At 66.9% G+C, this 19,219-nt stretch carries 12 protein-coding genes; 4 read left to right on the top strand and 8 right to left on the bottom strand.

What is annotated here, in order from left to right:
- Nucleotides 1-772: 772 nt before the first annotated feature.
- From ACO1BU_RS12950 to ACO1BU_RS12940, 3 genes are read left to right on the top strand one after another with little or no spacing between them, the layout of a single operon-like run.
- Nucleotides 773-2,719 (top strand): PrkA family serine protein kinase, encoded by a 1,947-nt coding sequence (locus ACO1BU_RS12950; RefSeq protein ID WP_424136368.1) that lies wholly within the window; start codon nucleotides 773-775, stop codon nucleotides 2,717-2,719.
- 9 nt (nucleotides 2,720-2,728) lie between these two features.
- Complete coding sequence (locus tag ACO1BU_RS12945; RefSeq protein ID WP_424136367.1) at nucleotides 2,729-4,021, top strand: YeaH/YhbH family protein; 1,293 nt, start codon at nucleotides 2,729-2,731, stop codon at nucleotides 4,019-4,021.
- Nucleotides 4,018-5,559 (top strand): SpoVR family protein, encoded by a 1,542-nt coding sequence (locus ACO1BU_RS12940; protein WP_424136366.1) that lies wholly within the window; start codon nucleotides 4,018-4,020, stop codon nucleotides 5,557-5,559. Before ACO1BU_RS12945 ends, ACO1BU_RS12940 begins: the two co-directional genes overlap by 4 nt.
- 109 nt (nucleotides 5,560-5,668) lie before the next feature.
- Here the strand turns inward: ACO1BU_RS12940 and ACO1BU_RS12935 are convergent, their stop codons facing one another.
- The 7 genes from ACO1BU_RS12935 to ACO1BU_RS12905 form a co-directional block, all read right to left on the bottom strand.
- Nucleotides 5,669-7,033 carry a TRAP transporter large permease gene (locus tag ACO1BU_RS12935; protein ID WP_424136365.1) on the bottom strand — a complete coding sequence of 455 codons (1,365 nt, stop codon included), beginning with the start codon at nucleotides 7,031-7,033 and terminating at the stop codon, nucleotides 5,669-5,671.
- Complete coding sequence (locus ACO1BU_RS12930; RefSeq protein ID WP_424136364.1) at nucleotides 7,030-7,680, bottom strand: TRAP transporter small permease subunit; 651 nt, start codon at nucleotides 7,678-7,680, stop codon at nucleotides 7,030-7,032. The genes ACO1BU_RS12935 and ACO1BU_RS12930 overlap by 4 nt, the downstream gene beginning before the upstream one ends.
- Nucleotides 7,677-8,648, bottom strand: a complete 972-nt coding sequence (locus ACO1BU_RS12925) for a TRAP transporter substrate-binding protein (RefSeq protein ID WP_424136363.1) — start codon at nucleotides 8,646-8,648, stop codon at nucleotides 7,677-7,679. Before ACO1BU_RS12925 ends, ACO1BU_RS12930 begins: the two co-directional genes overlap by 4 nt.
- A gap of 261 nt (nucleotides 8,649-8,909) precedes the next feature.
- The gene (locus ACO1BU_RS12920; protein WP_424136362.1) at nucleotides 8,910-9,812 is read right to left on the bottom strand and encodes a LysR family transcriptional regulator; all 903 of its coding nucleotides are present in this window, start codon (nucleotides 9,810-9,812) and stop codon (nucleotides 8,910-8,912) included.
- 140 nt (nucleotides 9,813-9,952) lie between these two features.
- The gene (locus ACO1BU_RS12915) at nucleotides 9,953-11,194 is read right to left on the bottom strand and encodes an NAD(P)/FAD-dependent oxidoreductase (RefSeq protein ID WP_424136361.1); all 1,242 of its coding nucleotides are present in this window, start codon (nucleotides 11,192-11,194) and stop codon (nucleotides 9,953-9,955) included.
- 50 nt (nucleotides 11,195-11,244) lie between these two features.
- The gene (locus tag ACO1BU_RS12910) at nucleotides 11,245-13,341 is read right to left on the bottom strand and encodes a hydantoinase/oxoprolinase family protein (RefSeq protein WP_424136360.1); all 2,097 of its coding nucleotides are present in this window, start codon (nucleotides 13,339-13,341) and stop codon (nucleotides 11,245-11,247) included.
- 13 nt (nucleotides 13,342-13,354) lie between these two features.
- A complete protein-coding gene (locus ACO1BU_RS12905; protein WP_424136359.1) occupies nucleotides 13,355-15,157 on the bottom strand; it encodes a hydantoinase B/oxoprolinase family protein in 1,803 nt (600 codons plus the stop codon).
- A gap of 239 nt (nucleotides 15,158-15,396) precedes the next feature.
- On the opposite strand from ACO1BU_RS12905, the gene ACO1BU_RS12900 reads away from it, so the two are divergent.
- Nucleotides 15,397-17,376 carry a hypothetical protein gene (locus ACO1BU_RS12900; RefSeq protein WP_424136358.1) on the top strand — a complete coding sequence of 660 codons (1,980 nt, stop codon included), beginning with the start codon at nucleotides 15,397-15,399 and terminating at the stop codon, nucleotides 17,374-17,376.
- Nucleotides 17,377-17,521: 145 nt separating this feature from the next.
- Here the strand turns inward: ACO1BU_RS12900 and ACO1BU_RS12895 are convergent, their stop codons facing one another.
- Complete coding sequence (locus tag ACO1BU_RS12895) at nucleotides 17,522-19,078, bottom strand: FAD-dependent monooxygenase (RefSeq protein WP_424136357.1); 1,557 nt, start codon at nucleotides 19,076-19,078, stop codon at nucleotides 17,522-17,524.
- Between the last annotated feature and the right edge of the window lie 141 nt (nucleotides 19,079-19,219).

Below are 19,219 nucleotides of genomic sequence, written 5' to 3'. Positions count from 1 at the left end.
GCGGCGCTGGAAGCGCGCCTGAACCTTCTGCTGATCCTGAGTACTTGTGCGTTGCGGCAGCCCCGGCCGGGGCTGCCGAATGTAACTTGATGCTGCGCCGCCAAGGGCCGTCGCCGCATGCCGCACGGCTCTGGAGCCGGCTCCTCCCAGCGAGGCGCTGACCGGCCCTGTAGAAGCATGCGCCCGCGGAGCCGCCCCTCTCGCCCACATACTGATAAGACCGTCACCATCGTTTGGCAGTGTGCCGAATGGCACCGCAGCCGGCTGCCACGACTCGAAGCGCGCCATACGAATCGGCCATGGATGCCCTGCCTGGCCGATCATCCCGGCCAAACTGATCCATCACGGGTATGTTCCCTGTCCCGGATGAATGGCCCGGGCCTGATCCGGGCGCTCCCTGCCCGGGGTGCCAGTGCCCCCGTCACCCGGCACCGGACGAGGCGCCGGCCAGCGGATTCATAGGGTTGCCGGCACGCCACCCGGCCCGCGCCAGGGAATGCCAGGGCGGCGCCGGTCAGGGCGCTCGGACGAACTCGGGCCCGAGACCCCGGACGGGGCGCCCTCGGGGGCGGATGCCATGAAAGTAATTGATGAAGCGGGCAACGTGACTGCGTTAGGCTTCTGCAGGACGGTTGCCGTAGCGCGGTAGCCGGGAGCGAGAATGAGAGGGCATGCAATTGTAAACGCGGAAGTCAAAACCAATAGAACAGATAGAGAGAGCGGCGTCGATTTCGGCTTTGTCCCCGATGGGGTACGCACGGAGAGTGTCTTGATGGATGCTTCGGACGACATCTTCTCGCTACACGCCAGCATGCGCGAACGTACGCGCGCGGTGGAGATGAGCCTCGCCGAGTATCTGCGGGCCTGTCGCGAGGACCCGCTCTGCTATGCCAGCCCGGCCGAGCGCATGCTTCGCGCCATCGGGGAGCCGGAGGTCATCGACACGTCCCGCGATCCGCGCCTCGGGCGGATTTTCATGAACCGCACCATCCGGGTCTATCCCGCTTTTTCGGACTTCCACGGCATGGAAGAGACGATCGAGCGGATCGTGGCTTTCTTCCGCCATGCTGCGCAGGGCCTGGAGGAACGTAAGCAGGTTCTGTACCTCCTCGGCCCCGTGGGCGGCGGCAAGTCCTCCTTGGGCGAGCGTCTGAAGGCCCTGATGGAGCGCGAGCCGATCTATGCGCTCAAGCATGGCGACGAGATCAGCCCCATTTTCGAGAGCCCGCTCGGGCTGTTCGACCCGGACACGATGGGCGATATGCTGCAGGAGCGTTACCGTATCCCGCGCCGCGTCCTGACCGGCATCGCCAGCCCCTGGGCGCTGAAGCGCCTGGAAGAATCCGAAGGCGACATTGAGAGCTTCCGCGTCGTCCGCCTCTACCCGTCCCGCCGCAAGCAGATCGCCATCGCCAAGACCGAGCCGGGCGACGACAACAACCAGGACATCTCTGCCCTGGTCGGCAAGGTGGATATCCGCAAGCTCGAGAGCTTCAGCCAGAACGACCCGGATGCCTATGGCTTCTCCGGCGGGCTGAACCGCGCCAACCAGGGCCTCCTCGAATTCGTGGAGATGTTCAAGGCGCCGATCAAGATGCTGCACCCGCTGCTGACGGCGACGCAGGAAGGCAACTACATGGGCACCGAGAATATCGGCGCCATTCCCTTCCAGGGCATCATCCTCGCGCATTCGAACGAGGCGGAGTGGCAGAGCTTCCGGAACAACCGGACCAACGAAGCCTTCCTGGACCGCGTCAGCGTCGTGAAGGTGCCCTACTGCCTCCGCGTCACCGAGGAGCGGAAGATCTATGAGAAGCTGATCAGCAGCTCCGCCCTGGCGGAGGCGCCCTGTGCACCGCACACGCTGGAGATGCTGGCCCGCTTCGCCGTGCTGTCCCGCCTGAAGCCCCACGCCAATTCGCGCCCCTTCGCCAAGATGCGCGTCTATGACGGCGAGAATATCCGGGAGACCGATCCCAAGGTCCGGACCATGCAGGAGTACCGCGACGCCGCGGGCGTGGACGAGGGCATGGACGGCATCTCGACCCGCTTCGCCTTCAAGGTGCTGTCCGCGACCTTCAACTACTCCTCCGCCGAGGTGGCGGCCGATCCCGTCCATCTGATGTATGTGCTGGAGCAGGCAATCCGGCGCGAGCAGTTCCCGGCCGAGACCGAGCAGGCCTATCTCGCCACCATCAAGAACGAGCTGGCCTCCCGCTACGCCGAGTTCATCGGCAACGAGATCCAGAAGGCCTATCTGGAGAGCTACGGCGACTACGGCCAGAACCTCTTCGACCGCTACCTGGATTATGCCGATGCCTGGATCGAGGACCAGGACTTCAAGGACCCCGACACCGGACAGATGCTGGACCGGGAGCTGCTGAATGCCGAGCTGACGAAGATCGAGAAGCCGGCCGGCATCGCCAACCCGAAGGATTTCCGCAACGAGGTGGTGAAGTTCGCCCTTCGCGTCCGTGCCGCCAACAGCGGAAAGAATCCGTCCTGGACGAGCTACGAGAAGGTGCGGGATGTCATCGAGAAGCGGATGTTCAGCCAGGTCGAGGACCTGCTGCCGGTCATCAGCTTCGGGTCCAAGAAGGACAACGAAACCGCGAAGAAGCACAACGAGTTTGTCGCCCGCATGGTCGCGCGTGGCTACACCGAGCGGCAGGTCCGCCGGCTGGTCGAGTGGTACATGCGCGTCAAGCAATCCGCCTGAGCCCCGCCATTGGACATCATCGATCGCCGACCCAACCCACATGGCAAGAACCTGGAGAACCGCCAGCGCGTCCTCGCCCGTGCCCGTTCCGCGATAAAGCAGGCGGCGCGTAACGCGATCGACAAGGGCACGCTGCGGGAGGTTGGGCACGACCAAGCCGTCGTCATTCCCGCTGATTCGCTGCATGAGCCGAGCTTCCGTAAGGTCTTCTCCACGGGGAAGCGGGAGTTCGTGCTGCCGGGGAACCGCGAATTCTCGGCCGGCGACAAGATCCCGCGCCCGCCCGGCGGCAAGGGCGGGGGCGGCGGAGGCAGCGGCGCGGGGCAGGGCGGCGGCGATGGTGAGGACAGCTTCCGCTTCGTCCTCACCCGCGACGAGTTCCTCGACCTCTTCTTCGAGGATCTCGAGTTGCCGGATCTGACCAAGAACCAGATCACGGCAACGGAAACGGTGGTGCCCGTGCGCGCGGGTATCAGCACCGATGGTGCGCCTTCGCAGATCGACATGGCCCGCACCATGCGGCACTCGATGGCGCGCCGGATCGGCCTCCGCCGCCCGAAGCCGGCGGAGGTGCTGGCGCTGGAGGCGGAGATCGCCGCGCTGGAAGGGCGCGGCGACGATGCCGGGCGCCTGGCCGTGCTGAAGGCCGAGCTGGCCAATATCCAGCGCCGCCTGGCCCGCGTGCCGTGGATCGACCCGGTGGACCTGCGCTACCGCCGCTACGCCCAGATTCCCAAGCCCTCGGCACGGGCAGTCGTCTTCTGCCTGATGGACGTGTCGGGCTCCATGTCCGAGCACATGAAGGACCTGGCCAAGCGGTTCTTCCTGCTGCTGCATGTCTTCCTGGAGCGCCGCTACAAGCGCGTGGAACTGGTCTTCATCCGCCATACCGAGACGGCGGAGGAGGTAGACGAGCAGACCTTCTTCACCGACCCCCGTACGGGCGGCACCGTGGTCTCGACCGCCCTGGCCGAGCTGGTCCGCATCCAGCGGGACCGCTACCCCAAGGATTCCTGGAACATCTACGCGGCCCAGGCCTCGGATGGCGACAACTACAGCACCGACACGCAGCGGGCGCTGGCCTTGCTGGAGCAGGACATCCTGCCCATCGTCCAGCACTTCGCCTATATCGAGGTGGCCACCCCTGGCTCGATGATCCACTCCGAAACCGATCTCTGGCGCGGCTACAGGCCCCTGTCGGAACGGGTGCCGCGCCTTGCCATGCGGCGCGTCACCGACCGGCGTGAGATCTTCCCGGTCTTCCGCGACCTGTTCGGACGGAAGGAGGCGACGGCGGGATGAGCACGCTGATCCAACCCTCCCTGCTCTACAGCGGAACCGACTGGGATTTTCGCACCCTGCAGCGCAGCTACGACGCGATCGAGCGCATCGCGCTGGAGGAACTCGGGCTCGAGGTCTATCCGAACCGGATCGAGGTGATCACCTCGGAGCAGATGCTCGATGTTTACACCGCGCATGGCATGCCGCTGACCTACCGGCACTGGTCCTATGGCAAGCGCTTCCTGCAGCATGAATCCAGCTATCGCCAGGGTCTTTCCAGCCTGGCCTATGAGGTGGTGATCAATTCGAATCCCTGCATCAGCTATCTGATGGAGGAGAACACGGCCACGATGCAGGCGCTGGTCATTGCCCACGCCGCCTTCGGCCATAACCATTTCTTCCGCAACAACCACCTGTTCCGGCAATGGACCGACGCCTCGGCGATCCTCGACTACCTGGAGTTCGCCCGCTCCTACATTTCCTCCTGCGAGGACCGCTACGGCATTGCCGCCGTGGAGCGCGTGCTCGATGCGGCGCACGCCCTGTCGGCCAATGGTGTCCACCGGCATGACGGCGCCCGCCCGCTTAACCTGAGGACGGATCAGAAGCGCGAGCGCGAGCGGCGCGAATATGACGAGCTCATGTTCAACGATCTCTGGCGGACGGTGCCCAGCACGAAGGCTTCCGCAGGCCCGGACCAGACCGCCGAGCGCCGCCGCCGCCTCGGGCTGCCCGAAGAGAACCTGCTTTATTTCATCGAGAAGGTCTCGCCCCGCCTTCAGCCCTGGGAACGGGAGGTCATCCGCATCGTCCGGCTGATCGCCCAGTATTTCTACCCGCAGCCCCAGGTGAAGCTGATGAACGAGGGCTGCGCAACCTGGGTGCACCAGCGGATCATGACCCGGCTGCACGAAACCGGCCAGATCGACGATGCCGCTTTCCTGGAGGTCATCCACTCCACCAGCAACGTGATCACGCAGCCCGGTTTCGACCATCCGGCCGCGGCGGGCGGCTTCAATCCTTATGCGCTCGGTTATGCCATGATGACCGATATCGAGCGCATCTGCCTGGATCCCACGGAAGAGGACCGCGCCTGGTTCCCCGACATCGCCGGAAATGGCGACCCGCTGGGAACGCTGCGCTACGCCTGGGCGAATTTCCGGGACGAGAGCTTCGTCCTGCAATACCTCTCTCCCGCGGTGATGCGGCGCTTCCGCATGTTCCGGCTTCTTGACGACACCGCCGCCCCCACCCTGCTGGTGGACGCCATCCACGACGATGCCGGCTACCGGGAGATCCGGCGCAGCCTGGCCCGGAGCTACGACCCGGCCGAGAGCGACCCCGACATCCAGGTGGTGGATGTCGATCTCGCCGGCGACCGCCGCCTGATGCTCCAGCACCGCACCCGCCCCGGCCGACTGCTGGCCGAGCGCGATGCCCAGGCCACACTGGCCCATGCCGCGGCACTCTGGGGGTATGAGGTGAGGCTGGAGGAAATCGACGCGGCCACCGAGGCGGTACTGGCCACCCATACGGCGCGCGCACCCGCATCCCGCTGAGAATACCGCCTTTGGATCCTGGGGTGAGGCTATAGTAGCCTTCCCCAGCCCCTCCACCGGGGAGCCTTGAGGCTCCCCGGACCTCACTTTGCGCCAGGCCGCTTCCGCCCTAGCCGAAAAACTGAAGAGGCCAGAGCGCGATCTGTGGCCAGAGCAGGAGGAGGATGACCGCAGCCAGATAGACGGCCAGGAAAGGCATCACCCCCGCGAAGACATCGGTAATCGGCCCGCCCCGCGGCCGCATGCCCTGCAGCACATACATCACCGTTCCATCCGGCGGGCTGATGGCCGCGATCTCCACTAGCATGGTGACGACCACGCCGAACCAAACCGCGTCATAGCCAAGCGAGACGACGATCGGAAAGACCACGGGCACGGTGGTGATGATCATGGAGAAGCCCTCCATGAAAGTGCCCAGCGCGAAATACATGCCGATGATCGCCAGCATGATCGCCCAGGGTGGCACGGGCAGGTGTGAGATGGTCTCCGCCAGCGCCTGCGGAACATTGATCAGGGTCAGGATGTAATTGAGCAGATAAGCGCCGAGGATGATCAACCCAAGCAGTGCGGTGTTGCGCGCCGTCGCCTCGGCCGAGGCGTTGAGCATGGCGAAGGTGAGCTTGCCCTCTAGCGCCGCGAAGATCAGCGACCCCGCCACGCCCAGCGCCGCCGCCTCGGTCGGCGTGGCATAGCCGCCATAGATCGAGCCGAGCACCATGACGATCAGGACAATGGTTGGCACCAGCCCGACAAGTGAACGGAGCTTGATCGAGAGGGGCAGGGAGGGCGGCCGTTCCAGCGGATGGCGCAGCCCATGCCAGAGAATAACGGCGACGAAGAGAAGCGTGACGAGCACGCTTGGCAGGATGGCCGCGACATAGAGCGCCCCGACCGAAGTTTCGGTGATCAGCCCATAGACGATGAAGGTAATGCCGGGCGGAATGAGGTTGCCCATCGCGCCGCCGGCCGCGAGCGAGCCCAGCACCATGCGCTGATTGTATTTCGTGTCGTTGAAATAGGGCAGCGCCACTGATCCCATCGTGGCCGCCGTTGCGACCGAAGATCCCGAGATCGCCGAAAACAGCGCGCAGGATGCGATATTGGTGTGCAGCAGCCCGCCCGGCAGCCGGTTCAGCCAGACATTGAGCGACTTGTAGAGCCGGTCCGACAGCCCGGCCCGTAGCAGGATCTCGCCCATCAGCAGAAAGAGCGGCACCGCGATCAGCACGAAGTTGCTGGACGGCCCCCAGAAGGTCTGCCCGGCGAACAGCCAGAAGGGTCGGTCGGAAAAGAGCAGCCCCGTCAGCACGGCCAGGATGCCCAGCACCGCTGCCACATGCACGCCCGAGCCGAAGAAGACCACGAAAACCGCGATCAGGCCGAGGATCTCGCTGATCGGCAAGGATTGGCCCGTGCCGGCCGCCGCGAAGACCAGTACGCCCAGCAGCGCGAGGAGGAAGACGATCGCGATCATGCGCGGCTTCCCTCCCGCGCCATGGCCACTGCCTCCAGCGCCTCCCGCGTTTCGTCATCGACGGAGCGCGAGCCGAGCAGCGCGTCCACCTCCTCCAGCCGGCCCGTGGCCAATGCCAGGGTGGATTCCAGCAGCAGCACCAGCGTCATTGCCAGGAAGGCGAAGAGGCCCACCACCCAGATTCCCTGCGGGATGTCCATGGGAATGCGCAACGCGCTGTTGTCATGCGCGTCGAACAGCATGGATTCCTCCAGAACCTGCCATCCTGCCCAGGCGATGAAGCCCGCGAACCCCGCCAGCAGGGCGAGTGAGAGCACGTGCAGCCAGGCGCGCATCTGCATCGGCATTCGGCTGACCAGCACGTCCACCCGGATATGCGCGCGCCGCGCCAGGGTATGGGCCAGCGACCAGGCGATTCCGCAAGCCAGCATATAGCTGGAGATCTCGACGGTGGCGGCGCTCGACACCCCGAACAGACTGCGCCCGATCACGTCGAAGGTGATAAGGGCGGCGCAGGCCACATAGTTCCAGCCGGCGAGATAGGCCATGACGGTGGCGACCGCCGTCATCGCCCGGGTCAGGCCCCGTGCCGCCCGCAGTAGGCCCGGGGCCGACTGGTGCGCCGGCACCAGGACGGCCCCGCTCACCGCCGGTATTCCACACCGCTGATGGGGGCGACGGCCTGGTTGTAGACCTCGCCGCAACGCGCGCCGCAACGCTGCACCCAGTTCGGCAGGATGATGTTTCTGAAAGTGGTTTGCACCATCTCGCGGTCAGCCGCGCTCGCGCGCACCAGCGTCATCGGACGGGGGGCCAGCGGGTGCAGCTTGCACGCATCGGCACGGCCGGTGTTGCAGGCGATTCCGTCCTCCGTCGCCAGACGCCCAAGCTCCCACTGCTTGTCGTTCATCTCGCGGAAGGTGGCCTCAAGGAAGCTCCGAACCGCGGGATCAAGCCGGTTCCACCAGGCGACGTTCACCATATAGCCCGCGAGCGACCAGGAGAGCGGCAGGTCAGAAAGGTGGCTCGAAACCTCGGGCCAGCGCGCCGAGGCGCCGCTGCCGGTGCCCGTCACGGCACAATCCACCACGCCGCGCTCCAGGGCGCTGTAAACCTCGGGGAAGCCGATGCTGACTGGCTGCGCGCCAATGGTGGTGACGAGGTCGTTCAGCGAATTGCCGAAAGTCCGGATCTTGCGCCCGCGCAGATCGGTCAGCGTGGCGAAGGGCGCCCGGCAGAACAGCACCTGGGCGGGGAAGGGATAGATTTGCAGGATCCTTACCCCGAAACGCTCCAGGTCCTTGTTGGCGCCGGGCAGGATGGCATCGGCGATCTTCTTGGCCTGCTCGATATCCGGACTCAGCCCCGCCAGGTCGATCCCGTCCAGAATCGGCACATCGCCCGAGAGGGTGGAGAGCGTGCCCGCCCCGACATCCACCTGCCCCGAGCGCACGAGGCGCACGATTTCATTGCCGCCCAGATTACGCTCCGCATGGGTGCCGAGCTGCACGGTGATCCGCCCGCCCGTGCGCTGCGCCATCATCTCGCGCAGATAGGGCACGTCCACTCGCGTATATTGCGGCTGCGTCGGCAGGGGCTGCGTGACCGCGGACATTCGTACCGCAGGCCCTGCTGGCAGGCTCCCGGGCATCTGCGCCCGGGCGGGTGCCATCAGCCCGGCCAGCGGCGCCGATAGCGCCAGACCAAGGGCCAGTGCACGCGTCAAACCACAACGAAGCATCCGTCTCGGTCCTCCATAGCAGGGGCCGTGCGTGTGGCGTGGCCGGGCCGTCCTTCTGGCGGGCGATCCTGGCCGAAAGCGAGGGTGGCGGGGTGCCAGCCTTAAGATCAAATCGCGATTTCGAACGTCATTCCATCACGGCAGCTTATTCTCCGCTGCATAGGAACTCGACACATCGACCGCCATCTTGGCAAGGGTGGGCATCAGCGTGGCTTCCGGCGCCATGCGATAGGTGGCGGTAAAGCGGATAGGCGGCAGCTCCAGCCCCGCATCCACCAGATGCAGCTCGCCCCGCGAAAGCTCCGCCCGCATCACCGCCTCCGGAATCACGCAAATCCCGATGCCGTCCACCGCCATGCGGATGATGGTCGCGATCGAGGCACTGACATGGATGCGCGGTGCCTTGCGCGTCCGGTCCCGCAGCACCTGTTGCAGCTGGTGGAAGTTGGGCGTGTTGCGGGAATAGGTGACGAAGGACTGTCGCGCCAAGACCTCGGTGGGCAGCTTTTCCTGGCCCAGACCGAGTTGCGGGCTGCAGGCGAAGGCGTGTTTGAAGGGATACAGTTCCAGATCCACGAAATCCGGCTCCGAAATCGGGCCGGCGAGGAGTGCCAGGTCCAGCTCCTGCCGCAGCAGGCTGGCCTTCATACGGGTGGTCAGGTCCACCTCGATATCGAAGATCACGGAGGGATGGGCGCGGCTGACCCGCTCGATGAAGTCCGGCAGCCAGGTCTGGGCCACCGTCTCGGAAACCCCCAGCCGTACCGTCCCGCTGAAGGTCGCGGGCGCCGAGACGGCCTGCAAGAGCTCCGTCCGCATCTGCAGCAGCCGGTCGGCATGCTCCAGCAGCACCTTGCCCTTATGCGTCAGCACGGCCGCCCGCCGCGTCCGCTCCAGCAGCCGCCCGCCCAGCTCCTGCTCAAGCGCCGCGATGCGCTGCGAAACCGCGGGCTGGGTGGTGTAAAGCCGCTCCGCCGCGCGCCCGAAGCTGCGCAGCGTGGCCACCCAGTAGAACACCTCCAGGCTGCGGAACTCCACCAACCCGTCTGCCTCCTGTCGCCATTTTCCGACAGGATGAACCCTTTGCAGGCTGGGGGAAGAAGGAATTCTTCCTCCAGGCCGTCATCATCTTTTCTCCGAGGTCCGGCGCGCCAGCTTCAGCGGCGCGCCAGTGCCGCCTACATTCGTTCCGCCCGGTAAGGCGCCGGGTCCACGAAGGGCGTTTCTCCCGTCATTATCTCCGCCAGAAGCCGTCCCGTGGTCGGCCCCAGGGTCAGACCCTGGTGCCCATGTCCAAAGGCGCCCCACAGCCCCTCCTGCCCGGGAATGCGCCCGATGATCGGCAGCATGTCCGGTGAGCAGGGCCGCACCCCCATCCAGGGCATGTCCTCCACCCGATCCGCCAGGGGCAGCAGTTCGCGTGCGATGGGTTCCGCCCGCTCCAGCTGCACCGGGGTGGCCGGGGAGTCGATCCGAGCGAATTCCGCGCCGGTGGTCAGCCGGATGCCGGCCCGCATCGGCACCAGGCAAAAGCCGCTTTCCGAGTCGATGAAGGGCCGGTTCAGCACCGCATTGCCCTGCATGCGGTAATGCAGGTGGTAGCCGCGCTTGCCGAAAAGCGGCGGGGCGTAGCCAAAGCGCTTCGTAACCTGCGGGGAATGGGCACCGAGCGCCACCACCGCCTGCGCGGCCTCCACCGGCCCGTTCTCGGTCTCCACGCGCCAGCCCGCGCCGCTGCGGGTCAGCGTGGCCGCATCCCCCAAGGCCAGGGTTCCGCCCGCCTTGGTGAACAGGCGCGCATAGGACAGGGTGAGCGCATGCGGATCGCTGACCGAATAGGGATCGGTCCAATGGATGGCGCCCGCCCGCTCCACCTTCAGATGCGGCTCCGCGGCGGCCAGGGCCTTTCCGTCCAGCACCGCGTAATTCACCCCGTGATCCCGATGGGCGGCCTCCGCCTCGGCCCGCGCCTCCTCCAGCGCGGCGGTGGTGCTGTAGAGCCGCATCCAGCCGATGGGCCGCAGCAGATCGGCGGAGCCGGCCTCCCGCGCCAGGACCATATGTTCATCCAGGCAGGTCGCGATCAGGCGCGAATAGGCCAGCACGGTCTGCAGGTAACGCGTCGGCTCCGACTGCCACCAATAGCGGAGCAGGGGGGAAACGAAGCCGGGCAGGGCGAGCGGGTGGTAGTGCACATCGGTGGCCCGGTTCCGCGCGATCCGCGCCAGCTCCGCCAGGGCACGGGGAAAGGGGTGGGGATAGACCGCCTCGCGCTGGATCAGCCCGGCATTGCCAAAGGACGCACCCTCGCCGGGGCCCCGGCGGTCCACCAGCACCACGTCGCAGCCGCGCCGGCGCAGATGCAGGGCCACCGAGACGCCCACCATCCCGGCCCCAAGCACCACCACGGATTGTCGCATTCAGACCTTCCCCTTACCGCCCCGGGCATCTCTCCCGGGGCGCCACTTCCTTATGCCCCCACACCCGTGTCGATGGCGATGTTGCCATGGGCATCCAGCCGCGCGGATGTGCCGGGGGGCACGACGCAGGTGCAGTCATACTCCTCGATCACCGCCGGTCCCTTCCAGTCCCGGCCCACCAGATGGGCGCGTTGCAGGACCGGCGTCGCCATCCATCCATTCTCCGGGCCGAAATAGGCCTGGCGCTCCACCGGGGGCGCCTCGGCCGGTGCCGGCAGCCTGGCCTTCGCGCCGCGCAGTGTGTCGAGCTGCCCGCTGGCGACCAGATTGAGGCTAACCAGCTCCACCGGCTCGCCCGGCCCGGCGCGGTGGCCATAGGTGCGCTCATGCTCGTCACCGAAGGCCTGGTCCAGCCGCGCGGAAGTCTCCTCGGTAATCGGCCCGTCCGGCATGGGCACGGAGAGTTCATAGGCCTGCCCGCGATAATGCAGCTTGGCAAAGCGCCTCAGCCGCATCTGGTCGGGCCGGAAGCCATCCGCCACCAGCTTGTCGCGCGCCTGCGTCTCCAGCGCCTGCCAGGCTGAGACGAGACCCGCCAGGTCCAGCGCCCCGGTCAGCTGCCGGTAGGTGCGGGCGAGATGATACTCCACATCCGAATAGAGCAGCCCGACGGAGGAGAAGACCCCCGCCGAGGGCGGCACGATCACGCTGCGGATACCCAGGGACCGCGCCATCCCCGCCGCGAAGAGCGGCCCGTTCCCCCCGAAGGCCACCAGCGCATAATCCCGCGGGTCGCGCCCGCGCTCGGAGGACACCGCCTTGATCGCCCGGATCATGTTGGCCGCCGCGATCAGATGCGCGCCATAGGCCGCGCGCTCCACCGAAAGCCCCAGCGGCCCCGCCACCTTCTCCGCCAGCACGGCACGGGACTTCTCGGCATGCAGCTTCACCGCCCCGCCCGCCAGATGCGCCGGGTTGATATAGCCCAGCACGACATTGGCATCCGTCACGGTCGGCTCCGTCCCGCCCAGGCCGTAGCAGACCGGGCCGGGATAGGATCCCGCGCTTTCCGGCCCCACCTGTGGCGCGCCGCCCGCATCAAGCGCGATGATGGAGCCACCGCCCGCGCCCACCTCGGCCAGATCGATCGCCGGCACCTTCAGCACATAACCGGCGCCGGACATGAGCCGCGACCCGATCATGATCCCGCCGCCGACCGAATACTCCTCGGCCCGCGAGACCTCGCCGTCCTCCACCAGCGCGGCCTTGGCCGTGGTGCCGCCCATGTCGAAGGAGATCACCTTGTCGAACCCCGCGCGCCGAGCGAGGGACTGCGCCCCGATCACCCCGGCCGCCGGCCCGGATTCGATGATGTTGACCGGCATCTCCGCCGCCACCTCGGCCGGCGTCAGCCCCCCATTGGATTGCATGAGCAGCAGCGGCGAGGTGACGCCGATGCCCTTCAGATCCGCCGTCAACGACTTCAGGTACCGCCCCACCACCGGCTTCACATAGGAGTTGATGACGGTGGTCGAGGTCCGCTCATATTCCTTGATCTCCGGCAGCACCTCGGAGCTGATCGAGAGCACCATCTCCGGCGCCTTGGCGCGGATGATGTCGTGGATCATCCGCTCATGCGCCGGGTTGGCATAGGAATGCAGCAGGCAGACCGAAATCGCCTCCACCCCCTCCGCCAGCAACCGGTCCAGCACCGCCTCCACCTCCGCCGGGTCCAGCGCCTTCTCCACTTCGCCACGGAAGTTGACGCGTTCATCCACCTCCAGCCTCAACCGGCGCTCCACCAGTGCCGGCGGCTTCACCCAGTTCAGGTCATAGAGCCGGGGCATGCGCAGCAGGCGCAGCTCCAGAACGTCGCGGAAACCCTTGGTGGTGATCAGCCCGGTCTTCGCACCCTTGTGCTCCAGGATCGCGTTGGAGGCGACGGTGGTGCCGTGCAGGATCTCCGCTACATCGGCGGCGCCGATCCCGTGCTCCCCGAACACCTCCGCCAGCCCCTCGCTGATGGCACGGGCATAGTTGTCGACGGTGGAGGACACCTTCTTCGTGATGATGCCGCCCTCGGCATCCATGATGCAGATATCGGTGAAGGTGCCGCCGATATCGACGCCGACGCGAATGTTGCTCATCGCCCTCTCTCCTTCACTCGGCCGCCTGAGGGAGGACGGTAGGCTCCTCGCGCAGCGCATAGGGCGCCTCCCGCCAGCCCCGGCCTGCCCGGATGCGCGCGCGAAGCGCCTCGGTCGCCGGCAGGTCCACGGATCGTCCATCCGCCGCCAGTACGACACCGTAGAGGTCGTGCGCATTGGCCGGTGAGACGAACTCGTTCAGCACATCCTTGAGCACGCGCTCGGGGTCGCGCTCCAGCGGATCGCCCCAGCCGCCACCCGCCGCCGTCTCATGCACAAAGCGATCGCCATAACGAAGCTGGCCATAGAACTTGGCCGGATAGACCTCCGGCTTCCCACCCGCGCGGGTGAGGACATTCATGGAAGGCGCGCCGGGATAGCCGCCATAGAGTCCATAAGGCCGGATAGCCCGCCGGTCCGAACGGACGGAGATCACGGCCTCGTCGCCCAGGAAGCGATAGGCCCGGCGATAAGGCGCACCGCCGCGGAACTTGCCCGCCCCGCCCCGGTCGCCCAACAGCTCGTAGCACTCGACGGCCAGAGGCTGCTCCGCCTCGATCACCTCGCTGGACTGCCCGGCCATGTTGGCGAACATGTGGGAATTGCCGTCCAGCCCATCCGCGAAGGCACGGCCGCCCCAGGCGCAGCAGGTGAAGTCGCAGAAGATATAGGGCTTGCGGTTCCGGTCGTAGCCACCGATGGAGATGTTGGTATTGCCGCCATCACCAGCCGCCGTGACCTTGCCCGGCACCATCTGCGCCAAGGCGCCGAAGACGGTATCCACCATCCGGAACCCCGTCAGCCCGCGCGCAGCGACGGAGGCCGGGTGCACGCAGTTCACCACCGTTCCTTCCGGCGCAACCACCTCGATCGCGCGAAAGGCGCCCTCATTGTTCGGCACCTTGTTCTCCATGATGGAGAGCACGCCGCAATAGGAAGCCGATTTGGTGAAGGACAGCGTGGCATTCAGCGCCCCCCTCACCTGTGGGGAGGATCCCGTCCAGTCGAACAGGATGCCGTCTCCCTTCTTGGTGACGGTCACCTTGAGCAGAATCGGCTTGCCCACATCGATGCCGTCGTCGTCGAGGTAATCCTCGAAGGCGAAGGTTCCGTCGGGCAGCCGCGCGATCTCGGCCCGCGCCAGCCGCTCCGAATGGTCGAGCATGGCATCGACCAGCCGCCGCACCTTGGCGACGCCATAGGAGCCGCACATCTCGACAAAGGCCTTCTCGGCCACATGGCAGGCCGCGAGCTGGGCACGGAGGTCGCCGCCCACCATGTCAGGTACGCGCACATTGGTCAGCAGCAGCTCGAAGAAGGTCTCGTTCCGCTTGCCGCTGTCGAAAATCCGCATCGGCGGGATGCGGACGCCTTCCTGGTAGATCTCGATCGAGTCCGGCGCGTTGGACCCGGCCACGCGCCCGCCGACATCCGTGTGATGCGAAATGGTGCCGGCGAAGGCCATCAGCTCGCCATCGACGAAAATGGGCTTGAAGATGAAGATGTCCGGCAGATGCATGCCGCCATGGAACGGATCGTTCAGCGCATAGACATCGCCAGGCCGGATCTCGCCGCCAAAGCGCGTCAGCACCGCCCCCAGCGCGGTGGGCATCGAGCCGAGATGCGCGGGCAGGGAGAAGCCCTGCGCGATCATGCGCCCCTGCGGATCAAAGAAACCGGTGGAGTAGTCGAGATTGTCGCGAAGAACCGCGGAATAGGTCGTGCGGTGCACCGTCAGCGCCATTTCGTCGGCCACCGACAGCAAGGCGTTCCGGAACAGCTCGAATTCGAAGGGATCGAAGGACGCTGCTTCCATCGTGGGAACTCTCCTTGACCAGATTCGGGCACGGAAGGCCGGACAGGCCGCCGATCCGGGGTTCAGATCATCGAAAACCTGGAAAACTGTCCAATCCGCAAGGAAGAAGCTCTGGCATTAGCGGCGCTTATGCTGCGCTGGCCAAGGCCGCGCCATGCGCCCTGGTTTTGGGCATACTCGCCAAATCTTCGCCGTGATCCCGTCCGATGGTCCGGCCCGCCAAACCGGGAGAGACCTGAATGATTCGCCGGCTGACTTTGTTGCTATCCGTCCTCACCCTGCCTGCCCTGGGCGATGAGTTGCCCATCACCGGCGTCGTCATGTCCTCTGGCGGGTTGATGCAGGTGGAGCGGCGGGCGAATCTGGCTCCGGACGCTCCAGCCAGCTTCCGCGTGCCCCTCGGCGCCGTGGACGACGTGCTCAAGAGTCTCCTCGTGCGCGACCCCGCCGGCACGATCGAGGGTGTGCGCCTGCCTGCGCGCGACCTGGCCGAGGAAGCCTTCCGCGGCCTGCCGCTGCGCCCCGCCGATTTCGAAAGCCGTGCCGCCCTGCTGAACGCCCTGCGCGGCCAGATGGTGGAAGCCGCCGGCACAACCGGCCGCGTCGCCGAGGCCGCGGAGACGGAGCAGGGACTCCGCCTGACCCTGGTGACGCCCACGGGCCTGACCACGGTCCTGCTGCGCGACGGCGCCGAGGCCCGGCTGCTGGATTCCACACTCGCCGCCCGTGTCAGCCGTGCGGCCGAGGCGCTGGCCACCGCGCGCAGCGACGGCGAACGTCTGGTCGAAGTGATGCTGCGCGGCACCCGCGAGCGCGAGGTGAGCGTGGTCAGCGTCATCCCCGCCCCGGTCTGGAAACCCTCCTGGCGGCTCGTGGTGCCGGCGGGCAAGGCAACGGCCGGGCTACAGGGCTGGGCAACCGTGGAGAACCTCTCCGGCGCGGACTGGGACGGCGTGCGGCTGACCCTCGTCTCGGGCGAGGCGGCCAGCTTCCAGCAGGCGCTTTACGCGCCAATCACCGTGCCCCGCCAGAACCTGCCGGTGCGCGTGGCCGAACAGGTGCAGGTCACCGCCGATACCGGCGCGCGCCCGCCGCCGCCCGCGCCCGCCTTCCGCCAGCGCACGGGCGAGATGGCGGCCATGATGGCCGCGCCGGCCCCCGCACCGATGGGGCAGGCGGCAGCCCCGGCCCTGGCGGCCGCCTCCGCCGGGCGTATCGCCTTCACGCTGCCTGAGCCCGTCAAGCTCCAGGCCGGCATGACGGCCAACCTTCCCTTCCTCGATGCCCAATTACCTGCGGAGCGCGTCTGGTGGATCCAGGACGCAGGCGCGCGGCACCCGCTGCAAGCCGTCAGCCTCGTGAACAACACGCCGAACACGCTGCCCGATGGTATCGTGACCGTCTTCGGTGCGGAGGGCGCGGAAGCCGGCTCCTGGCTGGGCGATGCGGAACTTCGCGCCCTGCCGCCCGGCACCACCCGCCTGCTGGCCTTTGGCCGCGACCGCGACGTGCTGGTCACCTCCGCCATCCATGACAGCACCCGCCCCACCGCCGCCGCACTGCGCCCTGGCCAGGTGGTGCTGAAGACCCTTTCCACGGAGGAGGCGACCTTCGCCATCGACCCGCGCGGCGCGAAAGGCTCCGTGCTGATCGACCTGCCCCGCCGGCCTGGCGCGACGCCGCGCTTCGCGGTCGAAGCCGAAGGCGATTTTGGCCTGCGTCACCGCGCCACGCTGGACGGCACCAGCACCACGCTCCGCCTCGCTTTCGAGCGGGAAGGGGAGCAGACCATCACGCTCTGGGATGCCGGGCTGGGCGATCCTCTGTTGCTGAACTGGCGCAGCCTGGACGTGCAACCGAGTCTGCGCCGCCTTCCCGGCGGGCCGGGCACGCTGGAAACCCTGCGCGAAAGCCTCGACCAACTGCCTGCCGGGGCGCCGGGGCGTGACGCACTGGCCCGGCTGGCTGGCAACCTGGCCCAGGCGCGCCAACTGCTTGATACCTTCACCACGCAATGGCGCGCCTACGTCACGGCCGAGGCCGCGCTCAACCGCGCCCGCAGCGCGGCCGAGGATCGCAGCGGCGCGGCGAAGGAAGCGGCCCGCCAGGCCCTGAACCGCGCGAGCCTGGAGGCGGAGCAGGCTGGTGCCCGGGCCGACGCGGCCTGGGAAGCCTGGCAACGGTCCGTACAGGCCGTGCTGGCGGCGGCGCCGGGCTAGGTCGTTCTCCACTGTCCCGGTGTAAACGGCGCGGGTCCGTCTGTGCAGAAACTCGCCGCTGAGAACCCGGACACAGGCTGATGCGAGAGAGGAGCAAGCTGAGCCGCTCAGCTCGCTCCGGTCAGCTTCCCTGTTCCGGCCGTGCTCATCCCGCCTCCGCAGCTTCGCCGAACCAGCGTGACGTGGCCTTGGAAACTTCTTCCTCGTCAAAGGCGACCTCACCGGCCCAGGCAACGAAACCATCGGGGCGCACCAGCACTGCGCTCACGCCCAGCCGCGCCTTGGCGTCGCATGCGACATAGAGGATACGGTCACTCCAGCGGCTCGCGAGTGCTTGGAGTGGTCCGCGAGCGTCAAAGTCGAGCAACAGGCCTTTGCCCTCCCGTAGAAGCTCGCCGAGCTTCCTCCCGTCGACCAGCTCGAAGTCGGGAGCGCTGCGCCCCACCAAGGGGTGGCTGTCGCCCAGATCATAGCGCAGCGAGACACCCCATACGCGCTCGGCGAAGTAGGTCGCGCCGTCGCGCGTGTCGATGAGATCGCGGATGATCGCTTCGAGCGCTCGCGAACTCCGGCTCGGCCGCATCAGCGCGACCTGCGCGCGCGACCAGTCGAGGACCTGCGCACCCACCGGATGCCGTTCGCCCGAATAGGTGTCGAGCAAACCGGCCGGCGCATCGCCACGAATAGTGGCGGCAAGCTTCCATCCCAGGTTCATCGCGTCGCCAAGCCCAAGATTGAGGCCCTGGCCACCCAAGGGGGAATGGATGTGCGCGGCATCGCCCGCGAGCAGCACTCGCCCCTTGCGGTAGGTCGTCGCCTGGTAAGCACGATCCGTCCAGGTGGTGGCAAGCTTGAGGGACGTCACGGTGACGTCTGCACCAGAGATATGACGTAACACCGCCTGCACGTGCTCGAGCGTGACAGGCTGGGTTCGGTGGAAGGTGCCTCCGTCGAAGTCGGTCATCGCGATCGTTCCGGGCGGGGTGTAGGTATACATGCCGGCCGGGGTGTAGTGCCTACCCAAGCGGAGCTTATCCGGATCAGCCATCTCCACTTCGACGGAATAGCCGGTGAATTCGGCATCAGTGCCGACAAACTCGAAACCGCCAGCCCTGCGGACCGTACTGCGGCCGCCATCACAGCCGACGAGCCAGCCGCCACGAAAGGCCTCCCCGCCAGCGCGAATGGTGACGCCTTCATCCGACTGATCAAACTCCCTGATGGCAAGGCCGCGCCTGATCTCAACCCCCATCGCGCCTGCCCGAGCGGCCAGGACGGATTCGAGGAACTCCATATCCACCATCATGCTGGTGCCGGCCGGACTTGGCAGGCGATACGGCCACTTCGAGTTGTCGATCTTGTCGTGGTAGAACTGGATGCCGGCGAAATGGCCGCCTGGGCGGCGCGGCTGCTGCATCCAATGTGCGGCAGTCGGAGCAACCCCGCCAGCTGAGCCATCCTTCGTGTGTCGCGGCGCCGCGATGTCGTTCAGCAATCCGCGACGGTGGAAGGCGTCAAGGGTAGGCGCCGAAAGGCCGCGCATGCCGAAGGGAAGCCGCTTCAGAGGAGAGCGCGGGTCTTCGGCTTGCTCCAGCACCACCACCGCGAGGCCCGCGAGACGCAGTTCGCAGGCCAGGAACAGGCCGACAGGGCCGGCGCCGGCAATCACGACATCATAGGAAGCCGGGTGGCGGTTGGGCATGAACTACTCCTGTGTCGATGTTCGACCGGAGCGGTTCGTCGGTTTGAGAACCACACGGACGAACAAACGGCGCCTGGGCGGCGTCCGGCGTTCGTCGTGGGGCTCTCATGCACGAGGCCAGATCTTTCGTTTCCGAAAGGA

The organism is Roseomonas chloroacetimidivorans (genome assembly GCF_049629625.1).
GTDB classification, from domain to species: Bacteria; Pseudomonadota; Alphaproteobacteria; order Acetobacterales; family Acetobacteraceae; genus Roseomonas; species Roseomonas chloroacetimidivorans.
The sequence above is the reverse complement of the archived record's forward strand: the minus strand, read 5'-3'. Positions and strand labels throughout refer to the sequence as shown.